Origin of the sequence: Parapontixanthobacter aurantiacus, from assembly GCF_009827635.1 — a bacterium.
GTDB lineage: Bacteria > Pseudomonadota > Alphaproteobacteria > Sphingomonadales > Sphingomonadaceae > Parapontixanthobacter > Parapontixanthobacter aurantiacus.
The window spans coordinates 164,611-182,652 of the sequence record NZ_WTYW01000002.1; the positions used below are offsets into that span (position 1 = coordinate 164,611).

General features: G+C 64.0%; 26 protein-coding genes. 5 read left to right on the top strand and 21 right to left on the bottom strand.

Annotated elements, in window-relative coordinates:
- Positions 1 to 23: 23 nt before the first annotated feature.
- The 16 genes from GRI38_RS08990 to GRI38_RS09065 form a co-directional block, all read right to left on the bottom strand.
- Complete coding sequence (locus GRI38_RS08990) at positions 24 to 434, bottom strand: C40 family peptidase (RefSeq protein ID WP_160682787.1); 411 nt, start codon at positions 432 to 434, stop codon at positions 24 to 26.
- Positions 431 to 1,246: a DUF2163 domain-containing protein gene (locus GRI38_RS08995; RefSeq protein ID WP_160682789.1), complete on the bottom strand. Its 816-nt coding sequence runs from the start codon at positions 1,244 to 1,246 to the stop codon at positions 431 to 433. Before GRI38_RS08995 ends, GRI38_RS08990 begins: the two co-directional genes overlap by 4 nt.
- On the bottom strand, positions 1,243 to 3,549 hold the full coding sequence (locus GRI38_RS09000) for a DUF2460 domain-containing protein (protein WP_160682791.1): 2,307 nt from the start codon (positions 3,547 to 3,549) through the stop codon (positions 1,243 to 1,245). Before GRI38_RS09000 ends, GRI38_RS08995 begins: the two co-directional genes overlap by 4 nt.
- Before the next feature lie 19 nt (positions 3,550 to 3,568).
- Entirely contained in the window at positions 3,569 to 4,147 is a 579-nt protein-coding gene (locus GRI38_RS09005; protein ID WP_160682793.1) for a tail tape measure protein, read from the bottom strand.
- On the bottom strand, positions 4,137 to 4,334 hold the full coding sequence (locus GRI38_RS09010) for a phage tail assembly chaperone (protein WP_160682795.1): 198 nt from the start codon (positions 4,332 to 4,334) through the stop codon (positions 4,137 to 4,139). The genes GRI38_RS09005 and GRI38_RS09010 overlap by 11 nt, the downstream gene beginning before the upstream one ends.
- Entirely contained in the window at positions 4,331 to 4,657 is a 327-nt protein-coding gene (locus GRI38_RS09015) for a gene transfer agent family protein (RefSeq protein WP_160682797.1), read from the bottom strand. Before GRI38_RS09015 ends, GRI38_RS09010 begins: the two co-directional genes overlap by 4 nt.
- Positions 4,654 to 5,061: a phage major tail protein, TP901-1 family gene (locus tag GRI38_RS09020; protein ID WP_160682799.1), complete on the bottom strand. Its 408-nt coding sequence runs from the start codon at positions 5,059 to 5,061 to the stop codon at positions 4,654 to 4,656. The genes GRI38_RS09015 and GRI38_RS09020 overlap by 4 nt, the downstream gene beginning before the upstream one ends.
- Positions 5,062 to 5,093: 32 nt before the next feature.
- Positions 5,094 to 5,492 (bottom strand): tail completion protein gp17, encoded by a 399-nt coding sequence (gene gp17 / locus GRI38_RS09025; protein ID WP_160682801.1) that lies wholly within the window; start codon positions 5,490 to 5,492, stop codon positions 5,094 to 5,096.
- Positions 5,493 to 5,498: 6 nt separating this feature from the next.
- Positions 5,499 to 5,669, bottom strand: coding sequence for a hypothetical protein (locus GRI38_RS09030; protein WP_160682803.1), 171 nt, complete (start codon positions 5,667 to 5,669; stop codon positions 5,499 to 5,501).
- The gene (locus GRI38_RS09035; protein ID WP_160682805.1) at positions 5,666 to 6,211 is read right to left on the bottom strand and encodes a head-tail connector protein; all 546 of its coding nucleotides are present in this window, start codon (positions 6,209 to 6,211) and stop codon (positions 5,666 to 5,668) included. The genes GRI38_RS09030 and GRI38_RS09035 overlap by 4 nt, the downstream gene beginning before the upstream one ends.
- A 102-nt stretch (positions 6,212 to 6,313) precedes the next feature.
- The gene (locus GRI38_RS09040) at positions 6,314 to 7,468 is read right to left on the bottom strand and encodes a phage major capsid protein (RefSeq protein WP_160682807.1); all 1,155 of its coding nucleotides are present in this window, start codon (positions 7,466 to 7,468) and stop codon (positions 6,314 to 6,316) included.
- 30 nt (positions 7,469 to 7,498) lie between these two features.
- Positions 7,499 to 7,963 (bottom strand): HK97 family phage prohead protease, encoded by a 465-nt coding sequence (locus tag GRI38_RS09045; protein ID WP_160682809.1) that lies wholly within the window; start codon positions 7,961 to 7,963, stop codon positions 7,499 to 7,501.
- Entirely contained in the window at positions 7,960 to 8,268 is a 309-nt protein-coding gene (locus GRI38_RS09050; protein ID WP_160682811.1) for a DUF6127 family protein, read from the bottom strand. The genes GRI38_RS09045 and GRI38_RS09050 overlap by 4 nt, the downstream gene beginning before the upstream one ends.
- Positions 8,265 to 9,437: a phage portal protein gene (locus GRI38_RS09055; protein WP_160682813.1), complete on the bottom strand. Its 1,173-nt coding sequence runs from the start codon at positions 9,435 to 9,437 to the stop codon at positions 8,265 to 8,267. The genes GRI38_RS09050 and GRI38_RS09055 overlap by 4 nt, the downstream gene beginning before the upstream one ends.
- A gap of 58 nt (positions 9,438 to 9,495) precedes the next feature.
- Positions 9,496 to 10,839 carry a DNA-packaging protein gene (locus GRI38_RS09060; protein WP_337191271.1) on the bottom strand — a complete coding sequence of 448 codons (1,344 nt, stop codon included), beginning with the start codon at positions 10,837 to 10,839 and terminating at the stop codon, positions 9,496 to 9,498.
- Positions 10,836 to 11,372 carry a hypothetical protein gene (locus tag GRI38_RS09065; protein WP_202389933.1) on the bottom strand — a complete coding sequence of 179 codons (537 nt, stop codon included), beginning with the start codon at positions 11,370 to 11,372 and terminating at the stop codon, positions 10,836 to 10,838. The genes GRI38_RS09060 and GRI38_RS09065 overlap by 4 nt, the downstream gene beginning before the upstream one ends.
- Positions 11,373 to 11,589: 217 nt before the next feature.
- On the opposite strand from GRI38_RS09065, the gene GRI38_RS09070 reads away from it, so the two are divergent.
- Entirely contained in the window at positions 11,590 to 12,234 is a 645-nt protein-coding gene (locus GRI38_RS09070) for a YqaA family protein (protein ID WP_237487471.1), read from the top strand.
- Here GRI38_RS09070 and GRI38_RS09075 read toward each other — a convergent pair.
- From GRI38_RS09075 to GRI38_RS09095, 5 genes are all read right to left on the bottom strand, one after another.
- Complete coding sequence (locus tag GRI38_RS09075) at positions 12,231 to 12,779, bottom strand: DsbA family protein (RefSeq protein WP_160682815.1); 549 nt, start codon at positions 12,777 to 12,779, stop codon at positions 12,231 to 12,233. The two genes, GRI38_RS09070 and GRI38_RS09075, sit on opposite strands and share 4 nt — an antisense overlap.
- 145 nt (positions 12,780 to 12,924) lie before the next feature.
- Complete coding sequence (locus GRI38_RS09080) at positions 12,925 to 13,356, bottom strand: OsmC family protein (protein ID WP_160682817.1); 432 nt, start codon at positions 13,354 to 13,356, stop codon at positions 12,925 to 12,927.
- Positions 13,357 to 13,455: 99 nt separating this feature from the next.
- Positions 13,456 to 14,691: a serine palmitoyltransferase gene (spt, locus tag GRI38_RS09085; protein WP_160683333.1), complete on the bottom strand. Its 1,236-nt coding sequence runs from the start codon at positions 14,689 to 14,691 to the stop codon at positions 13,456 to 13,458.
- A gap of 11 nt (positions 14,692 to 14,702) precedes the next feature.
- Positions 14,703 to 14,948, bottom strand: coding sequence for an acyl carrier protein (locus tag GRI38_RS09090; protein ID WP_160682819.1), 246 nt, complete (start codon positions 14,946 to 14,948; stop codon positions 14,703 to 14,705).
- A gap of 133 nt (positions 14,949 to 15,081) precedes the next feature.
- Positions 15,082 to 15,447 carry a response regulator gene (locus tag GRI38_RS09095; protein ID WP_160682821.1) on the bottom strand — a complete coding sequence of 122 codons (366 nt, stop codon included), beginning with the start codon at positions 15,445 to 15,447 and terminating at the stop codon, positions 15,082 to 15,084.
- A 41-nt stretch (positions 15,448 to 15,488) separates the two neighbouring features.
- Between GRI38_RS09095 and GRI38_RS09100 the strand changes: the two genes are divergently transcribed.
- Genes GRI38_RS09100 through GRI38_RS09115 form a run of 4 tightly spaced genes read left to right on the top strand, consistent with a single transcriptional unit; the run spans position 15,489 to position 18,033 of the window.
- Positions 15,489 to 15,785: a DUF3572 domain-containing protein gene (locus tag GRI38_RS09100; RefSeq protein ID WP_160682823.1), complete on the top strand. Its 297-nt coding sequence runs from the start codon at positions 15,489 to 15,491 to the stop codon at positions 15,783 to 15,785.
- Positions 15,782 to 16,426: an HAD family hydrolase gene (locus GRI38_RS09105; RefSeq protein ID WP_160682825.1), complete on the top strand. Its 645-nt coding sequence runs from the start codon at positions 15,782 to 15,784 to the stop codon at positions 16,424 to 16,426. Before GRI38_RS09100 ends, GRI38_RS09105 begins: the two co-directional genes overlap by 4 nt.
- On the top strand, positions 16,423 to 16,884 hold the full coding sequence (locus GRI38_RS09110) for a RidA family protein (protein WP_202389934.1): 462 nt from the start codon (positions 16,423 to 16,425) through the stop codon (positions 16,882 to 16,884). The genes GRI38_RS09105 and GRI38_RS09110 overlap by 4 nt, the downstream gene beginning before the upstream one ends.
- A gap of 12 nt (positions 16,885 to 16,896) precedes the next feature.
- On the top strand, positions 16,897 to 18,033 hold the full coding sequence (locus tag GRI38_RS09115; RefSeq protein WP_160682827.1) for a GNAT family N-acetyltransferase: 1,137 nt from the start codon (positions 16,897 to 16,899) through the stop codon (positions 18,031 to 18,033).
- The last annotated feature ends 9 nt before the right edge of the window (positions 18,034 to 18,042 follow it).

Genomic DNA, 18,042 nt, shown 5'->3' on the forward strand with positions numbered 1-18,042 from the left:
TCCTTCAGAAAATGATTGTTATTTCAGGCCAGTCGCCAGCATTGGGAGACGAGCCACGGCAAGCGTCCCCGATGTCGGACGACTTGGCGGCGGCCCGCATGCGCATGGACGAATGCCTCGGATGCAACGCGAATGACGACGTGCCATTGCGCTGGTCCCGGTTCGACGATCAGCAGGTCTCCGACCGCCCCTCGACAACCGTTCGCCCGGATGAAGCCGCTGGCGGGAAGGCTCGCGAACTGCGCTTCGCAACTGCGATTGCGAAGACCGTAAAATGGCGGTTCGACAGCTCCCAAGCCTGCTCTTTCGAGAGCAGTCAGAACCAGCCCTACGCAATCGAGTCCGGTCGCCGGGTCGCGCCCGCGAAGGCGGAAAGGCGCGCCGACCAGCTTTTCAGCTTCCTTCGCGAAGGAAGCAGCTGCGCAGACCATCATCGACTCGTCGGATATTGGGCAAGCAGGTCGTTCCCGGGCAGAAAGGGTTCGCCCTGGAAATTGGCTGCATTGCCGAACCTTCCCGCACAGGTCGACAGACGGTGATCGCATCCTTCGCGCAGGACGACGCGGCACCCGGTTCGGATTTGCGGATCGATTGATCGATCGAGCACGAGTTCTCCGGATGATGTCGCCCTGATCATTGCGGTGAGACCAGCGAGCGGTCCGTCGATCCAACGCAGCGTGCCGAACCGGTAGTCGGCCGCCACGATCCCCTCGATTGCAACGCTGTAGCGATCGAGGTTTGTCGAAACGACCTGTCGCTCGGTCGTGAATCGCGCTGCCGACAGGGTGCAGGCGGTATCGCAGAAGACGGCGCGGCAGGACGGGCTGCTGCGCGGAACCGGATCGACATCCAGCATCGCCTTTGCCGAGCGCAGCCGCGTGGTGAAGCGGCCCGTTTCTCGCGTCACGGAATCGATCGCGCCGACATAAAGGACAATTCGTTCCAGATTCTCCCAGTCGACCGCGCCGATGACGACCTTCGCCTGATCGAAACGTCCGTCGGCGAGGTCCTCGTCCGAAATCGTATCATGCGAGATCGCACCGGAAATATCGGCTCCGTCATCGGCGAGATCAGCCGTCCGCCGGATGGCAGAGGGAAGCAATCCAGGGGCCGAACGATGCAAAAGACCGTCGAAGCGCAGGTTGCGATCATGCGTCGTGAACCCGAGGGCAACGCCGTCGCGTCGATAGATCTGCCAGAAAGTTGCGACGTTCTCGAGCTCCCGGCGGAAGAAGACACGGCTCATGCATCCTCCCGTATCTCGACGAGCGGAACGGAGGGCGCTTCGCCCGCCTTGAACGCGACACTGCTGAGATCGAGCCGATCTTCGGCAAAGCGGACCGGAACGTCGAACAGAAAGCCCGCACGAACGATTGCACCGGCGGAAGGGGCACTGTCGAGCAGAATTCGTCCGCCCTCCGCATAGGTCCATTCGGAGGTTTCGATGCCGTCGATACTCACGCGAATGCTGGCGACATCGGGCCGCGTTATATTGCGAACCTGCCCGTCATAATCTTTCGTCAGGCGAAAGACTGATGCCGTTCCGTCACCGGTCCCGATGATCTGGTCGAAAGCCGTAAGCGGATCGATAAGACCGTTCGAAGAAAAGTCGAACGGGTCGCGGAGACGAAACCCGCTGGCCGGTCCATGGCGTGCCCTGAAGAAGCGCAGGAGGATGCCCAGCTCCTCTTCCGAGCGGATACCCGGTCCGACATCGTAGGCAAGCCGCGCATCCGACCACAGCGCGTTGCGCCGTTCATGCCCGGAGGCGGTCACGGCGACGGAGGTCGAAAACTGCGGACTGACCGAGACGTCACGCCCGAGAGCCAGCGGATAGAGAATGTCGTCGAAAGCCTGCACATTGTCCTCCTTCGTTCGCGGCAACCGCGTGTAACCGTCGCGAGCGACCTGCGGCATTGCCCATACAAAGCGCTGCGCGATGCCGCGCTCCGCCGCCTCATCGAGACCGTCGTCGATGCGCTGCCAGAATGCTTCGGCATCTGCGGGATCGAGTACGAAGCCCGATAGATAATCCTGGCGGTCCACGGGATAGGCGAGCCGCTCGTCGACGGCGCGATAGGCGGCCCTGCGTTCCGCTCCTGCGCCGCTGGTCAGCCAGTCATAATCTTCCAGCTGCAACCGGTCGAAAGCGGGGAAAGCCCAGCCGAGGGGCAAATTCGCACGCGCGAGTTCGGGCATGTTTGCGCCGAAAATTGTCGGAGTGAACGCCAGCAGGAGAATTTCCGCTGCACCTTCGGCTTCTTCGCGAACCGCCGCTGCGAGATCGAGCGTGGATCGCGCGAGCAACTCGCCCGCGCGATCCAGCAGATCGGTTTGTTCGGCGTTAAGCGGTTGTGCGAGGTCGGCAATCTCCGGCGCGTTTTCGAAATAATCGCGTGCGGCGGCATCGTATAGGCATGGACGGCGATCCGGCATGAGCCACCACCACGGCTCGCCGATCTGAAACAGGACCGGCAGGCCGGCATCCTCCATCAGTCTGACGAATTGCCGGGCCAATCCACGCAGCCATTCCATCGCTTCATCATTGGCCGGTGACAGCAAGGCGCTCGGCGGCTCCCACCCGGTCCTCCCCGGTGTCCCGTCGAAAGCGCGCTGCTGCCATGCGGCCGGACAGCGCGCGGCGAACAGTTCGTAGGAAAGCGATACGATTGCTTCGTAACCGCGTGCTGCGCATTCCTCGAAATACCGGCGATGCCAGCGCCGGGCTGGCTCGCACAGGGTTCCCTCCCTGTCGACCGACAGCCCTTCGCTGTCAGCTACGAGCCGAAAGAAGTGGCTCATCCCGATATAATGCAGCAGGCGACCACGATAGCCGAGACCACGCGCAGCACGCACCAGGCGGGCGGGCGACTGGTTGAATGCATCGTCATAGGCAGTCGCGAGTTGCTCGCCGTGATCGGGGAGCAGGATGTCGCCAATCTTGAGAACCGCGTTGTGGCCCTCGCAAACGATCTCACTCAGTTCCGCCCAGCCATCGACGCGGCTATCGAGGCGCGCCGTGCTGCCCTCGACATAACCAGCTGGTGCGAGAGATATGAACATCCGGTCGATGTCCGACGGATGGACCGTCTCGCCCGGCAGGGAGAAGCCGGATTGCAGATCGGAGAACGGGAGGACTATCCGCGCATCGCTGGGCGAGCCTTCCGCGTAGTTCCACAGTCTTACATACCAGCTGCGCGTGGTGCCCGAGGCATCGCGTCCCTCGATGGTAAGCGTTGGTCCGTTCAGCGCGTCGAGGGGCAATATCCCGTCCGATCGCCAGCGAAACCGCAGGGTTGTGCGCGAATAGTCGCGCTTTGTCTCGTAAGCGAGCAGCGGATGGTCTAGCGTATCCTCGCTTTCCCAGATGACGCCGGCCAGTTCGCCGCGATGATGAAACTCGCAATCTACTCGCAATGCGTCTGCCGCGGTGTCTACGAGGCTCGCCATCATCGGTCGGGGGAAATTGACGGTCCAGAAGCGAGGGTCGAACCGTTGCAGCCAGTCGAAATGCTGCCCGTTGCGTTCGTCCGCGAGCCAGTATGCCATGATGGTGCTCCGGAAAGAATTAGCGCAGCGCGCGCGTGATCGCGCTCGCGACCTGGCGCGAACTGCGTTGCAGGGCGGTGGGCGTGTCGGTTCCGCGGGGCGCCGACAGATTGATCGCCACCCGCACGTCGCGGCGTTCGCCGTTGGTGGGAATGCCCGGTTCGACGCGGCCAGCGCTCGTCGGTACAAAAAGTTCGGGTCCGCGTTCTCCGACGAGGAAGGGGCGTCCGGGCGATACGTCGCCGCCGAGCGCGCGTCCCGGCAGGCCGAAGAGCGCTCCGATCCCGCCGCCGAGGAGCGCGCCGAGGCCGCCATCCGAACCCTTGCCGCCGCCACCGAGCAGTGCGTCGAAGCCCAGCTTCAGGGCCTGGTTCGCGATCTGGTCGATTGCCGCGAAAGCCGCCTGCTTGAGGTCGCCGAAGGACAGCGAACCCTTGCGAACTTCCGCCAGCAGGCTTTTCTCGAGCACGTTTCCGGCAGAGGCAAACCCGTCGATTACCGTCCTGTCGAACGCCCCGCGCATCTCGGCAATATCGCCGGAGAACTTGCGCGTATCAGCGCGCACCTCGACCAGCAGGCTGTCGATCTCATCGTCCATCACGGTCCCTTTCGATCATCTTTTCGATTTCAGCGCGGCTTGGCGCAGTTCCGCTGTCGTCTGCTGGTCCCAAAGCCAACCGCAATTCAGCGGGCGTGGCCGTCCAGAATTGCTCGGGCGACCAGCCGAGATGCTGCATCGCCGCGATTGCCGCGCGCCCGGCCCCGACGCTGAATCGCTCGCTCATCCCGAGCCTTGCAGGATCTGTCCGAGCACGACCCGCAGCGGCTTCGTCGCTCTTGCAAGGCCCATTCCCACCACGGCCCGCCCGACATCCTCGCGCGCCAGCGCCGACCGGTCCGTTAGGCAGTGCCAGAAAAGCGCGGTCATCTCCGTCAGTTGCAGCCGACCTTCGCCAGCCCGCTCAACCAGTGCGAAGAGCGGTCCCAGTTCTTCCTCGGCGCGAACCAGTGCATCGAAGCTGGGGCGCAAAAGGCGCTCCCTGCCCGCGATGCAAAGGCTCGCCTCACCGCGAAGAGCGGTTGCCGGTTTGTCGCTCGCATCGGTCATGCGGAAACGACCGGCCCGGAGCTTTCGAGGCTGAGCGAATAATTGCGCTCGCCATTGTAGTCGCCCGCATAGTCGAGCCGCTGGACGAGGAACTGGCCGCGCATCTTCTCGCCACCCTCGAACGACAATTCGTAAGCGGCGAGCGTTCCGGCGAGGGCATGGCCGCGCATCGCCGTTTCCGCGGTACTGCCGAGGAAGATGCCGCTTGCGCTCACCGATACCGAGCGGGTGCCCGCACCGGACAACAGATCGCGCCATCCGCCCGAACCCTTGTGCGTGACGACCACCGTATCGCCGTTGATCGACATCTGCGTCGTGCGCAGCCCGGCAATTGTTTCGTAGGAAGCGGGATCGGCGGCGTCGCCGATCTTCAATAGGAAGGCAGAGCCTTTTTGTGCTGACATGGATGATGTCTCCGTTGCTGGATGGGTTGCGATCAGACCGCGGCTCTCGCGAGCAGCCTGAAGCGGTATTCGAGCAGGACCGCGCGCAAACCGCGTGGCCTGCGCTCGGCGCGACTTCTCAGGAAATGCGTCGCCACGATCGCGAGGGAGGTCTCGTCGTCGGGCAAGAGGGCGATGCGCCGTTCTATGGCGTCGGCGATGAAGCCGGTGGAGCCTGCTTCACCCGTGCGATCGACCAGTTCGAGTGCGATACGCACTTCGCGCCCGCCAAGCGTCTTCGTGCTCCAGTCGATCGCCCCGCTCGCCGCAATGCCCAGCCACGGCGCGGCGGCGGCCACGGGGCTTTCTTCCTCGATCGCATTGAGGGTCGCGGCAAGGAAGGCATCGCCCCGCAGCCAGTTCATGAGATGCCCGCGAAATTCGCTTTCCATCGTCGATCAGTCCTTTGCATCGAAGAGCGGCCAGAGCAGCCGGGCAGAGCGCCATCCGGAGCCGTCTGCGCGGCGGGCGAGAAGGATGCGGCTGGCCCGCGCCCGCGCCAGCGCCCCGGCCTTCGTCACGAGTGCGGCGGACAGGCGCCCTCCATTCGTCAATTTCGCCGCGATCACAGGAGGCGCACCCGCCGGTGTGGGCGCCATAAAGCGGCGACGGCGGCTGGCGGACCTGCCGCCGATCCTTCGTCACGCTCGCGGTAGGAATGTGCAGCGAGCCGCACGATCCCCTGCCGCAATGCCGGATCGAGCCTGCTCCAGTCCTCGGCCAGCCCGGCGGAAAAGCGCGCCGACACGCGGAGCGCATCGGGCCGATCGATGAGCTTCACGAACCCAGTGCCATCGGCCTCGATCCGCGCTTCCCAGCTTGCAGGAGACAGGATCTTGCGATTGCCGGTGCTGCCGAGGGCAGCGATTTCGGTAATTTGCGTGACAGGGCGGGTTCCCAGCCTTTGCCAGTCGAGCGAGACCGGCAGTCGTTCTTCGCAGACCGCTGCAAGAGGAAGGGAGCCGGTGAAGGTTTCGCATAGGCTCGCGGCAGAGCGCAGCAGCGTATCGAGCAGCGCGTCCTGCGCGCTGTTGGCGATCACCAGCCATTGTTTGAGTTCGTCGAGGGGGTCGCCGCCGAAATCGGCCGGCACCACGAAAGCCCGATTCATGGGCGTCTCCCTGTTATGCGCGGAGAAAAAGGGGCATCCGCGCCGCACCCGCCAAAGGGGCGAAGCGGGGCGGCACGGATGCGAGGGGGCTTCAGACCGGGACTACGCCTCGATCTTCAAAAGCTTGACCGCCGCACTGTCGAGCACCTGACCGCCGATCCGCTTCGTCGCGTAGAAGTGGACGAACGGCTTGTTGGTGAACGGATCGCGCAGGATCTGCGTGGCGCTGCGTTCCGCGATGAGATAGCCGTGCCGGAAATTGCCGAATGCGATCGGGAACGCGCCGCTGGCAATGTCGGGCATGTCTTCGGCTTCGACCACGGGATAGCCGAGCAGGCGATCGGGCTGACCCTCGACGAGACCCGGCTGCCACAGGAACGCACCGTCCGCCGTCTTGAGCTTCCGGACCTCGGCAAGCGTCGCGGAGTTCATGACGAAGCTCGCGCCCTGCCGGTGGCCTGCCTTCATCGTGTGAACGAGGTCGATGAGCCGCGCATCGGGCGCGCTGTCGAACCCTTCGGCGTCGCCCGAACCGATATATTGAAGCGTTCCGAAGGAGCGCACGCCGTCCGCCGCCGTGGAGGTCGGGGCGGCAAGGAACCCGGCAGGCTGGTCGATGCCGGTTCCGTTGACGAAGGCGGCTCCTTCGGCGCGGGCGAATTCCATCGCGATCTCGCTCGCCAGCCAGCTTTCGAGGTCGAAGCCGGCATCGTCGAGCATTGACTGGCTTGCCGCAGGATTGGCGTAGAGCTCTCCCGAGGGCGGAGCGATTTCCGCAAAGCTCGGCGTATCGGTGTTCGGACGGCTTGCCGTCTCGCTGACCCAGCCCGATGCGGTGCCACCGGTCGTTACGAGCTTGCGATAACCCGCAGTGCCGGTCTGGACGACCTGCGCAAGGTCGCGGATCGGGCTGATCTCCGTGAGTTCGCGAGCGATCATGGCGTCGATCTGCTTCGGCACGGCATAGCCGCCATCCGAGGGATTGACCCCGCTCATCGACTTGATTTCGGTTTCGCGGCCTTGCCGCAGATAGCCGTTGACGAAGCCTTTGACTTCGGCGGCTTCGGCGGTTTCCGCTGCCGGGTTCGCCGCGATGGCGGGGCGGGTGGCGGCGCGCGCGACCTTATCGAGCCGCGACTTCACGTCATCGACGTCGCCGCGCAGTGCAGCGATGTCGGCCTCGGCCTGGTCCTGCCGGGCGACGAGGTCGAAACTCGCATCGAGTTGCTGGGTCATCAGGGGGTTTTCGATATCCATAGGAAGTATTCGCCTTTCTTGGGGTGGGGGTCAGGAATGTGCGGGTAAGACAGCAGCAGTGTCGCGGTCGCTGCGAGGCGGAGCGACGAGATGCACGCGCGCCCCGTGCTGAAGGGGATGCGATACGAGACTGATCTCGAAGAGTTCGACGTCGGCGAGGATCCTGTGACGCGCCTCGTTCCTGAACTGGCGCGCACGATAGCCGAAGCTGAGGCCGGTCAGCGAACCCGCCGTCAGCATCTTCGCGGCGCGGCTTTCGGACCGGTCGAGACGGGCGACGACGCGCAGGCCGCGCTCGTCCTCGCCGATCGTCTCCACCCAGCCGATCCGCATTTCGGGTCGATGCTGCCAGAAGACGGGCAATTTGAAGCGTCGTTCGGTAAGCGTGCGGCGAAAGGCGCCGGGCAGGATGACGTCGCGCGCCGCGTCGGGCTTGCCGAACAAGGCGGCGTAGCCGGCAAAGCGCAAGGGCGCTGCATTGGACGCCGCGCTCATCGCAGCAACTCCGGCACGCCGATACGCACCGCTATGCCGATGAGGAGCAGGGCGAGCACGCCGCGGACGGCCCAGTCGATGACCGCGCGCCAGGCGCTTGCCTTGGCGTCGCGCCATGCACCCAGCAATTCGCGAAGCTCGTCGATATCGCCCTGCGCCTTCACATCGGACAGGCCGATGCGATCGAGGACGCGGTCGGCGCCAACTTCGCTCGCTTCCTCGACGATGGCGCGCAGGGTGATCATGTCGCTGCCTTCGGTGGCGGCCTGCGCGATCAGCGCGGCCAGCATGTCTTCGCGGTTCATCGGCTCGTCTCCTTGTTGCTTTCGGCGCGGGGCGGTAGGCCGAGCATCGCGCGCTTTTCGTCGGGATCGAGGAAGTCCGCCTCGCTCACCTGCGACCAGAGGCGTTCGCGATCCTCGGACAGCGCCGGGATGCGGTCGAGATCGACGCCGATCGACAGATCCGGGAACCAGGGCGACAGGCCGCTCACCAGCCCCTCGGTGATCTTCCCGATGAGCGGCAGCAGGGTGAGCCGCCAGAGCGCGCGGTTGGCCTCGCGATAGTTGGAATAGGTGTTGTCGCCCGGCAGGCCGAGCAGCATCGGCGGTACTCCGAAAGCGAGCGCGATGTCGCGCGCGGCGGCGGCCTTCAGCGCGGCGAAATCCATGTCCGCCGGGGACATCGACATGGATTGCCAGGTCAGCCCTCCTTCGAGCAGCATTGGGCGACCGGCATTGGCCTGCCCGGCGAACGCCTCGGTCAGTTCGGCCTTCAGCCGGTCGAACTGCTCCGCTGACAGGCCTGCCGCTTCGCCGGTATCGTAAACCAGCGCCCCGGAAGGCCGCGCGGCATTCGCCAGCAGCGCCCTGTTCCATGCGCTCGCCGTGTTGTGGAGCGCGACCGACTGCGCCGCTGCCGTCAGACAGCCCGCGCCGTAATGGTCATCGGTCGGATGAAGCCCGCGCAAATGGATGAGATTGGGCCAGCCATCGGCGTCCTCGACCGGGATTTCGCTATCCGCTGCGCCGATCCGGTAGCGATAGGCACGCGGCCAGCCATCGGCGGCAGGCAGGACGGTGACGCGTTCGGGGCGCAGCGCGAACAGATCGACCGGCGCGCCGCTCGCATCCTTCACGATCTGGATGAAGGCGTTGCCGTTGAGAAGGAGATGCGCCGCCAGCGTTTCGAGGAGCGACTGCCCGCTCGTCTGGTTCTTCAGGAGGCTGGCGACGCGCGGCTCCTCGAGCTTCAGCGGGGCATCGCCCGCTGCCTCCGCGACGATCCGCACGGCCCTCTGAGCAACCGGGTTCTCGATATAGGCGGCCTTGACCGCCCCTTCGTAATCATAGGCGAACGCCTCCTGCCCGCTGGCGAAACTGGCGGCATAGGGGGCGGCATGACGCGGGGCGAGCGGCAGGGCCGTCCCGCCTCCGCCCTTGAAGGCGGCGGCGAGCGCGTTGAGGAACGACATCGGGAAACTCCCCTGTTCTCAGTGAAAAAAATTTGGCGAAACGGGCGGTCGGCCCGCCTCAGAGGCGGCGAATATGCGGCACCGACAGATTGACGAGCATCAGTTCGTGCAGCGCATAGACGAGCGCATCGGCGCGGTCCGGACTGCGGCCCGGACCCTCGTAGCCGCCGCCGACCATGAGGCCGCACATCTCGTCCTCCAGCCGGGCGAAGACGCCTGCGTGAAAGACCCGACCCGCCTCGTAGAGGGCGGCAATGGGTTCGGCGCGGGCAACCTTTCCGCGCGAGGCATGGACGAGCTTGACCGGCAGGGAAACGCTGGCCGCGCGCAGCACGCTTTCGACCATCGCGCCGCCCTGGTTCGCCTCCGCGATGACCCGGTCGGCACTCCATTCGTCGGACGCATCGGCCACGGCACGAGCCCAGCGTTCGGGGCTCGCCCGTTCGACCGAGCGATCGGCCAGCACTTCGGCGGTCCCGTCCTGCGCCAGCGCGCAGACGACGATGCCGCAGGCATCGCCATGCGCACTCGCCGGAGGATCGACGCCGATGACGATGCGGCGCCACGCCCCCTCTTCCCGGTTTGCAGGGAAGGATGCGCGGCGGCATTTCTCGATCAGGCTGCGGTTCCACAAAGCGCCCTCGACATCGCGCAGCAGGACGCCGTCGAGCTCCTGCCGGCCCAATGCGCTTCCCCCGAAACTGCGTTCCATGTGACGCAGGAAGGCGGGCGGCAGATTGTCCGCATTGTCGTAGGTCGAGCCGCGGGTCACCGCGACGTCCTTGCTGCGATCGTCGATCAGCCTCCGCAGTAGCGGAACGGCGCGCGGCGTAGTGGTCGCCACGACCTGCTGCACCGGACCGAGGCGCAGGCCCATCAGCAAATTGTCCCAAGCCTTGGTAGCCCGCTCGCCCGCACTGTCCCACTTCGCGATCTCGTCGCACCAGGCATGGCTGTGCTGCGGTCCCCTCAGCGCTTCAGGCTCGCCGGCGGAATAGAACAGCGCCTGCGCGCCGTTGTCCCAGACGAGCCGCCGGTTGGACGGTTCGAATTGCGGGGTCCGGTCGGGCGGCGTGACGGCGAGGACGCCGCTTTCGCCTTCGACCATGATGCTGCGTACTTCCGATAGAGACGCTCCGACGAGGGCGATCCGCGCGCCGGGCGTCGTGCGTGCCACCTGTCTCACCCACTCGGCCCCGGCGCGGGTCTTGCCGAAGCCGCGGCCCGCGCAGATGAGCCAGATTCGCCAGGGCGAGCGTGGCGGCAATTGCTCGGCGCGGGCGAACAGCCCCCAGTGATAGGCGAAGGCCTCGCGCTCCTCGTCGGACAGCGAGGCAACGAGTTCGGCAAAGTCGCGCTCGCCCGTTTCGAGAAGCCAGCGATACTGGCCGTTCTCGCTCACTTGCGCTTATCCTTCGGCGAAGCGGCGGCAGGCCGGACCATGCCTTCGATCAGGATGCCCGATTCCTTCTTGCGATGTGCGAGGCGCAAAGCCTCGATTTTCGCGGTGATCGAGCCGAGCACGGCTTCCTCGTCGAGATTGGCGCGCGAGGCCTTCTCTTGCCCCACGCTTTCCCGGTGCGCACCGAGGACGCGCAAGGCGGAGGCGAAATCGAACTTGCCCCCTTCCGCGGTGGCGAAATCGCCGTCGCGCAAGCGCCGCAGCACTTCCATCTCGAGATGGTCGTAGCCTTCGCACAGGGCATCGAACCACTGGCGGCGGAATTCCGGTTCCTCGCGGCGGACCTTGTAGGCCCGGCCCGGCGCCACGCCCGCGATCTTCGCGCTACGAGTGACGTTGGACGTTTCGGCGAGCGCGGTCAGGAAGTCCTTCCTCCAATGCTTCGAAAGTTCCGCGCCGCCTTCTTCGGCAAGAATGGCTTTCGTCATCCGCGTCTTGGAGCGCGCACTGCGTCTCCTGCCTTCGTCGGCCATCGGCTCCTCCCGTCAATGTCGTGATCCGGCGCGTGGACCGGCGGGGCGTTTCCGACTCGGTCTATCGCGATGTTCCTGTTATGTACCCAAACAGCGTGACGATGTCAATAACAAATAACCAAATAGGATAATCAAACTGCGAAAACAGCCGTTGCGTCGGTTGGCGCGCGGCCCTAAACCCACGCGCTTGCGGCGCAGCACGGAGGGAACGACGCAAATGAGCAGACTGCTGCGCGGCCTGTACGAATGGGTCATGGAAAAGGCGGCGCATCCCCATGCGGAGTGGTGGCTGGCCTTTTTCTGCTTCATCGAGGCGAGCTTCTTTCCGATCCCGCCGCATCCCCTGCTCGGCCTGATGTGCCTCGCGGAACCGAAAAAGGCGGTCCGCTTCGGCCTCATCGCCACCGCGGCAAGCGTTCTGGGCGGATTGTTCGGCTATCTCATCGGCTATGCGCTCTTCGACCTCGTCGGAGTGCCGCTATTGACGGCGATCGGCCTCATCGACAGCCTGCCCGCTGCGCGCTGCACCTTCGACGAATACGGCGTTCTCGCCGTCATCATCGCGGCGGCGACGCCCGTTCCCTTCAAGCTGCTGACGATTACCGCCGGCTTCCTCGGCATGGCGCTGGTCCCGTTCATCCTGGCGAGCGTCGCGGGCAGGGCGCTCATCTTCCTGACGGTCGGCATCCTGTTCCGTGTCTTCGGGCGTCCCATCAAGAGCTTCATCGAGAAGTATCTGGGCCTCGTCACCATTGCCTTTGTCGCGCTAGTGGTGGGCGGAGTGCTCATCCTGACGCAGCTTGGCGGGGGCGGGGAAGAGGACGACCCCTGCGCCTCGACCACGGTCGAGAGCCTGTCCTAGCCGCCGCTATCCGCCGTTTCGCGCGCTCGCTCGATAGCACGGGCGAACTCGCCCTCGTCCATCGCACCCACGATGCGATAATTGCCGATCAGATAGGTGGGCGTGCCAGACACGCCGAGCCTGAGCGCATCCGTGCGGTTGCGCTCGATCGTCGCTTCGATCTCGCTGTCACTTGCCAGGTCCCGCTCGATCTGCTGCCAGTCGCCGCCGAGGCCGCGCACGATGCGCCGCATCACCGGGTCGGTCAGCGTCTCGCGCTCGCGCATGAAAGCGTCATGCACCTGCGGGTACAACCCCTGGTTGCGCGCTGCCAAGGCGACCCGCGCCGCCCGGTCCGAGATGTCTCCGAAGACGGGCAGGTCGCGGTAGATAATCCGCGTATTTCCGTCGCGGGTGACGGCGTTCAGCATTTCGGGATGCGCGGCGCGGCAGGCCGGACACTGGAAATCGGTGAAGACGACGATGCTCGTTTGCGCGTCGGCCGGGCCGGAAGAAGGCGAAACCTCGTCTTCGAGAAACGGGCGCAGCGCGATCCGGTCGGACACGTCGACGCCATTCGCGCCGTTCTGCTTCAGCCAGCCTCCGACGGCGAAGGCGAGGATGCAGACGGCGACCAGCGACAGCCAGCCGCCCGTTCCCAGCTTGCGGGCGGGCGGCCGGTCCGTCGGGTCATCAACTTCGGCGATGGGATCAGCCGGAGAAATTCGTCGTCAGGGTAATTTCCGCGTCGAGCAGCTTGGAGATGGGGCAGTTCTCCTTCGCCTTGTTCGCCAGCTCCTCGAATTTGGCCTGCTCCGCGTCCGGCACGTTTCCGGTCAGCGTCAGGTCGGAACGCGTGACGGTGAACCCGTCGCCGTCTTTCTCCAGGCTGACCTTCGCGGTCGTCTCCAGCGTGCCGTTCTCGTAACCGGCATCGCCCAGCTGGAACGCCAGCGCCATGGTGAAGCAGCTGGCGTGGGCGGCAGCAATGAGTTCCTCGGGGTTCGTGCCCGAGCCGTCCTCGAACCTCGTGTTGAAGCCGTAGGGCTGGTCCTTCAGGGCGCCCGATTCGGTGGACACGTGGCCCTTACCGCTCTTGCCCAGACCTTCGTATTTCGCACTGCCGGTTTTCGTGATTGCCATGATGTTCGTATCTCCTGTGGTTTCGACAGGATCAACGACGCATCAGGGCCAGCCGTTCCGCCGAACGGCGCGTGTCCGGCGCATTTCGGCAACCGATGGTCAGATGATGCCGACCTTCTTTCCGGCTGCTTCGAAAATGTCGAGGATCGTCTTTACCTCCTCGGTCGTGTGTTCGGCGCAGAGCGAACAGCGCAGCAGCGTCATGTTGCCAGGTGTCGCCGGCGGGCGAGCGAGATTGACGTAGAGGCCTTCCTTCAGCAGCGCTTCCCACATGGCCGCGCCCTGCCCGAGGTCGGGCATGATGACGGCGATGATGGCGCTTTCCGCCGTCTCCGTGCCGAGCTTGAAGCCCAGAGCCTTCAGCCCTGCGTGGAGCCGCTTGGAGTTCTCCCACAGATGCGCGCGCTTGTCGGAACCGTGCATCAATTTCCGGATGCTGGTCGCGGCAGTGGCGACGACGCTCGGCGGAAGAGAAGCGGTGAAGGTGTAGGGGCGGCAGACGAGCCGCATGATCTCGAACTTCGGATGGTTGGAAACGCAGAAGCCGCCCACCGTGCCGACGCTCTTGGAGAAGGTGCCGATGATGAAGTCGACCTCGTCGATGACGCCCTGCGCCTCGACGACGCCACGGCCGTTCTCTCCGATGAAGCCCATCGAATGCGCTTCGTCGACCAGCACCATCGCGCCGTGCCGTTTTGCGATGGCGACCATCTCCTTCAGCGGAGCGACATCGCCGAGCATCGAATAGACGCCTTCCAGCACGACGAGGATGCCGGCGCCTTCGGGAATGCGCTTCAACCGCTTTTCCATCGCTTCGATGTCGTTGTGCTTGAACGGAACGATCTCGGCATCGCCCATCTTGCATCCATCATAGATCGAGGCGTGCGAATCGATGTCGAGGACAATGTAATCGCCCTTTCCGGCGATGGTCGAAATGATTCCGAGGTTGGCCTGGTAGCCGGTCGAGAACACCATGGCATGATCCATGGCGTAGAACTCCTTCAAGGCATCCTCGACATCCTTGTGCCCCTGGTAGGTGCCATTGAGGACGCGGCTGCCCGTCGTGCCCGTGCCGAAGTCCGAAAGCGCCTGTTTTCCGGCATCCACGACGTCCGGATCGAAGGTCATGCCCATGTAGTTATAGGTGCCCAGCAGGATCGTCTCGCGCCCGTTGCAGATCGCCCGCGTCGGCGAGAGCACCTGCTCCATGACGAGGTTGAACGGGTCCTCGACGCCCGAAGACAGCAGGTCCTCGCGCATCTTGATGATCGGATCGAACTTGCTGAAGAGGTCCTTGCCGTCGCTCTCCCGGGAAACCGGGGCGTTGTCCTGCATGATCGCCTCGCTCACGATGCGGCCTGCATCTTGTGAACGGCATCGACAAGCTGTCCGTAGCGCTCGATCTCGGCCTGCTGGTTCATCGAGATGATGATGTCGAAAGCGTCCTCGATCTCGGCGACGAAGTCCATCACGGTGAGGCTGTCGAATTCGAGGTCGTTGGCAAAGCTCGTATCTTCGGTGATCGTGATGCCCTTCTTGTTGAAGGGTTCGATCAATTCGCGAATGCGGGCATCGACGGCTGCTCGGTCCATAATTCGGGTAATCCAATGCTTGCTGCCCGAATGCCGCAGGGCGACGGGCGGTATCTTTCCAAAGCGATTGACGGGAAAAGCGGTCCGAACCCCCGTTTGTCAAGCTTTCGCCGCTTTTCGCCTGCCGTTTCCCCTAGGCGAAGAACTTGCGAACCGCGCTCAAGAAGGGACTGATGGAGACGGGTTTCGACAGATAGCCTTCCGCGCCCGCTTCCCTGATGCGCTCTTCATCGCCGGTTCCGGCATAGGCGGTGACAGCCAGCACGGGGGTCGCGGAAAGCGTACGATCCTTCTTCAATGCGCTGATCAGATCGAGCCCGGAGATATTGGGCAGATTGATATCCATTATGACGAGATCGGGCTTGAAACCGCGCGCCTTCTCTATCACCATATTACCGTCGGATGCCGGCTCGACGGAGAACCCGTTGGCAGTCAGGATATCGCAGAACAATTTCCGGTTGAGGTCGTTATCCTCCACAACCAGGATACGTTTTTCCACCAGGGCAGTCTCCACGATTACCGTCCTATACCGCCAAGAGGATGTTTACAATTTATAAACCGTTGAAACGCGCCGAGAATCAAGTTTCGCACGACCCCGGCGTCCTTTCCCTGACTGCATTGGGCTGGATCTTGCAGGACGAGGATCGCGCAACCCGGCTTCTTTCCCTCACCGGTCTGACGCCGGAACGTCTGCGCAACGCCGTCGAAGAACCGGCGGTTCAGGGCGCCATTCTGGAATATCTGACCAATTACGAACCCGACCTTGTCCGGTGCGCGGAGGCGCTAGGCGTCGAACCCGCAGAACTTGTCGCCGCCCATGCGGAGCTGACACGATGAGCGGCGCTCGAAAGCCGCTGATCGTTTCGGATTGCGATGAGGTGCTGTTACACATGGTTGCGCATTTCAAGGCGTGGCTGGAAGAAAGCGAAGGCGTCGATTTCAATCTGCAAGGCAATAATTTCGCCGAGGCCATGCGGTGGCAGGAGAGCGGAGAACTGGTCGGCGAAAAGGACATCTGGCGGCTGCTCGGCGGGTTCTTCGATACGGAGATGGGGCGGCAGAACCCGATCGAAGGCGCAATCGAAAGTCTCAACGCTTTATCGCAGGATGCCGATGTCGTCATCCTGACGAACCTCGTCGACAAGCGACGCGACGATCGCACGCGCCAGCTGATCGAACACGGTCTCGATGCAAAGGTCTACACGAACCAGGGTCCCAAGGGACCTGCCCTGGCGAAGATCGTCGCGGAATTCGATCCCAGCCACGCCATCTTTATCGACGATCTGTCACAGCACATTCGCTCCGCGCGGGAAACCGACCCGCGGATATCGACGCTGCATCTGTGCGGCGAGCCGCTGCTCGCCCCGCATATCGACTGCGCATTTGAGGCGGGGCACGCCGATGCGCGGATCGACAATTGGGCGGAAGCCTTGCCGTGGTTGCAAAGCCGTCTCGAAAAGGAACCAGTCGCATCATGAAAATCGAAGAGCGCTTACAGGAACTCGACATCGAATTGCCGCGGGCAGCGGCTCCCGTGGCAAGCTACGTCCCGGTCGTGGTCCACGGCAGCACCGCTTACGTCTCGGGGCAGCTGCCCTTCATTAACGAACAGCTCGGCACCGGACGGCTGGGGGACGACATTTCGGTCGACCGCGGTATGCAGCTCGCCCGTGCCTGCGGCCTGATGATCCTCGCGCAGCTGAAGGCAGCGGATATCGATCTCGACGACGTCGAACGGATCGTCAAACTGAACGTCTTCGTCAATTGCACGAAGGATTTTGCCGACCAGCCCAAGGTCGCCAACGGCGCATCCGAGCTCATGTTCGACGTCTTTGGTGAAAAGGGTCGCCATGCGCGGGCGGCGGTCGGGGTTCCGGCCTTGCCGCTTCACGCCGCAGTCGAGGTCGATGCCGTCATCGCGTTGCGCGCGGAGTAGGCCAAAAGGCTGATGAGCGAATCGCAGCTTACCGTCCGGCTGGGCAAAGGCGTCAGCGCCTTCGACCCGGACGAATGGGATGCGCTGGATGAGACCGGCAATCCGTTCATGCGCCATGCCTTTCTTTCGGCGATGGAGGAATCGGGGAGCGTCGGTCCCGGAACCGGCTGGACACCTTTGCCGCTCGTCATCGAAGACGAGAACGGTTCGCTGAAGGCCGCGCTGCCGACTTATGCAAAGACGCATAGCCAAGGCGAATACGTCTTCGATCACGCTTGGGCCGATGCCTATGAGCGGGCCGGCGGAAGCTACTATCCCAAACTGCAGATCGCCGCGCCCTTTACCCCCGCAACCGGGCCGCGCGTCCTCTTTCGCGATGCGAAACTTGCAACCCCGCTTATCAGAGCGGCAGAGCAGCTATGCAGCGACAACGGCATATCGTCCGCCCATGCAACGTTCCTGTCCGACGAGCAGGCGCTCCTGTTCGAGAATGCCGGGTGGCTGCTGCGGCACGATATCCAGTTCCACTGGACCAATCGCGGCTATTCGAACTTCGATGATTTTCTCGGCGAGCTGGCTTCGCGAAAGCGCAAAGGCGTGCGCAAGGAACGCGCCGCCGCGCAGGAAGGGGTCACTATCCGACAGTTGCGAGGGAGCGAGATTGCGCCCGAGCACTGGGACGCGTTCTGGATCTTCTATCAGGATACCGGAGCGCGCAAATGGGGGCGTCCCTATCTGACGCGCAGCGCTTTCGACCTGTTGGCCGAAGCGATGGGAGACGCCATTCTCATGATTCTCGCATTTCGGAACGAGCAGCCGATCGCGGGCGCGCTCAACTTCATCGGCGCGGACACGTTATATGGCAGATATTGGGGCTGTATCGAGGACCGCCGCTTCCTGCATTTCGAATTGTGCTATTTCCAGGCGATCGACGCGGCCATCGCGCTGGGTCTCGACCGGGTCGAGGCAGGGGCGCAGGGCGGCCACAAGCTTGCGCGCGGTTACGAACCTGTTCGCACGACCTCGGCTCATTACATCGTCGATCCGGGATTTCGGGCCGCGATCGCCGATTATCTTGAGCAAGAGCGGAGCGGAGTGGCCATCGACCAGCTCCATCTGGGTGAGCGCACGCCCTTCAAGAAGGGCTGACGCGGCGCA

Bases quoted from the DNA above. Each gene is read 5' to 3' on its own strand.
- GRI38_RS09115 (WP_160682827.1), top strand. From the start codon at position 16,897: ATGAGCGAATCGCAGCTTACCGTCCGGCTGGGCAAAGGCGTCAGCGCC.
- GRI38_RS09035 (WP_160682805.1), bottom strand. From the start codon at position 6,211: ATGAATCGGGCTTTCGTGGTGCCGGCCGATTTCGGCGGCGACCCCCTC.
- spt (WP_160683333.1), bottom strand. From the start codon at position 14,691: ATGCAGGACAACGCCCCGGTTTCCCGGGAGAGCGACGGCAAGGACCTC.
- GRI38_RS09105 (WP_160682825.1), top strand. From the start codon at position 15,782: ATGAGCGGCGCTCGAAAGCCGCTGATCGTTTCGGATTGCGATGAGGTG.
- GRI38_RS09040 (WP_160682807.1), bottom strand. From the start codon at position 7,468: ATGGATATCGAAAACCCCCTGATGACCCAGCAACTCGATGCGAGTTTC.
- GRI38_RS09110 (WP_202389934.1), top strand. From the start codon at position 16,423: ATGAAAATCGAAGAGCGCTTACAGGAACTCGACATCGAATTGCCGCGG.
- GRI38_RS09045 (WP_160682809.1), bottom strand. From the start codon at position 7,963: ATGAGCGCGGCGTCCAATGCAGCGCCCTTGCGCTTTGCCGGCTACGCC.
- GRI38_RS09005 (WP_160682793.1), bottom strand. From the start codon at position 4,147: ATGGACGATGAGATCGACAGCCTGCTGGTCGAGGTGCGCGCTGATACG.
- GRI38_RS09090 (WP_160682819.1), bottom strand. From the start codon at position 14,948: ATGGACCGAGCAGCCGTCGATGCCCGCATTCGCGAATTGATCGAACCC.
- gp17 (WP_160682801.1), bottom strand. From the start codon at position 5,492: ATGGAAAGCGAATTTCGCGGGCATCTCATGAACTGGCTGCGGGGCGAT.
- GRI38_RS09000 (WP_160682791.1), bottom strand. From the start codon at position 3,549: ATGGCATACTGGCTCGCGGACGAACGCAACGGGCAGCATTTCGACTGG.
- GRI38_RS09020 (WP_160682799.1), bottom strand. From the start codon at position 5,061: ATGTCAGCACAAAAAGGCTCTGCCTTCCTATTGAAGATCGGCGACGCC.
- GRI38_RS08990 (WP_160682787.1), bottom strand. From the start codon at position 434: ATGATGGTCTGCGCAGCTGCTTCCTTCGCGAAGGAAGCTGAAAAGCTG.
- GRI38_RS09050 (WP_160682811.1), bottom strand. From the start codon at position 8,268: ATGAACCGCGAAGACATGCTGGCCGCGCTGATCGCGCAGGCCGCCACC.
- GRI38_RS09100 (WP_160682823.1), top strand. From the start codon at position 15,489: ATGTTTACAATTTATAAACCGTTGAAACGCGCCGAGAATCAAGTTTCG.
- GRI38_RS09070 (WP_237487471.1), top strand. From the start codon at position 11,590: ATGAGCAGACTGCTGCGCGGCCTGTACGAATGGGTCATGGAAAAGGCG.
- GRI38_RS09015 (WP_160682797.1), bottom strand. From the start codon at position 4,657: ATGACCGATGCGAGCGACAAACCGGCAACCGCTCTTCGCGGTGAGGCG.
- GRI38_RS09080 (WP_160682817.1), bottom strand. From the start codon at position 13,356: ATGGCAATCACGAAAACCGGCAGTGCGAAATACGAAGGTCTGGGCAAG.
- GRI38_RS09065 (WP_202389933.1), bottom strand. From the start codon at position 11,372: ATGGCCGACGAAGGCAGGAGACGCAGTGCGCGCTCCAAGACGCGGATG.
- GRI38_RS09010 (WP_160682795.1), bottom strand. From the start codon at position 4,334: ATGAGCGAGCGATTCAGCGTCGGGGCCGGGCGCGCGGCAATCGCGGCG.
- GRI38_RS09055 (WP_160682813.1), bottom strand. From the start codon at position 9,437: ATGTCGTTCCTCAACGCGCTCGCCGCCGCCTTCAAGGGCGGAGGCGGG.
- GRI38_RS08995 (WP_160682789.1), bottom strand. From the start codon at position 1,246: ATGAGCCGTGTCTTCTTCCGCCGGGAGCTCGAGAACGTCGCAACTTTC.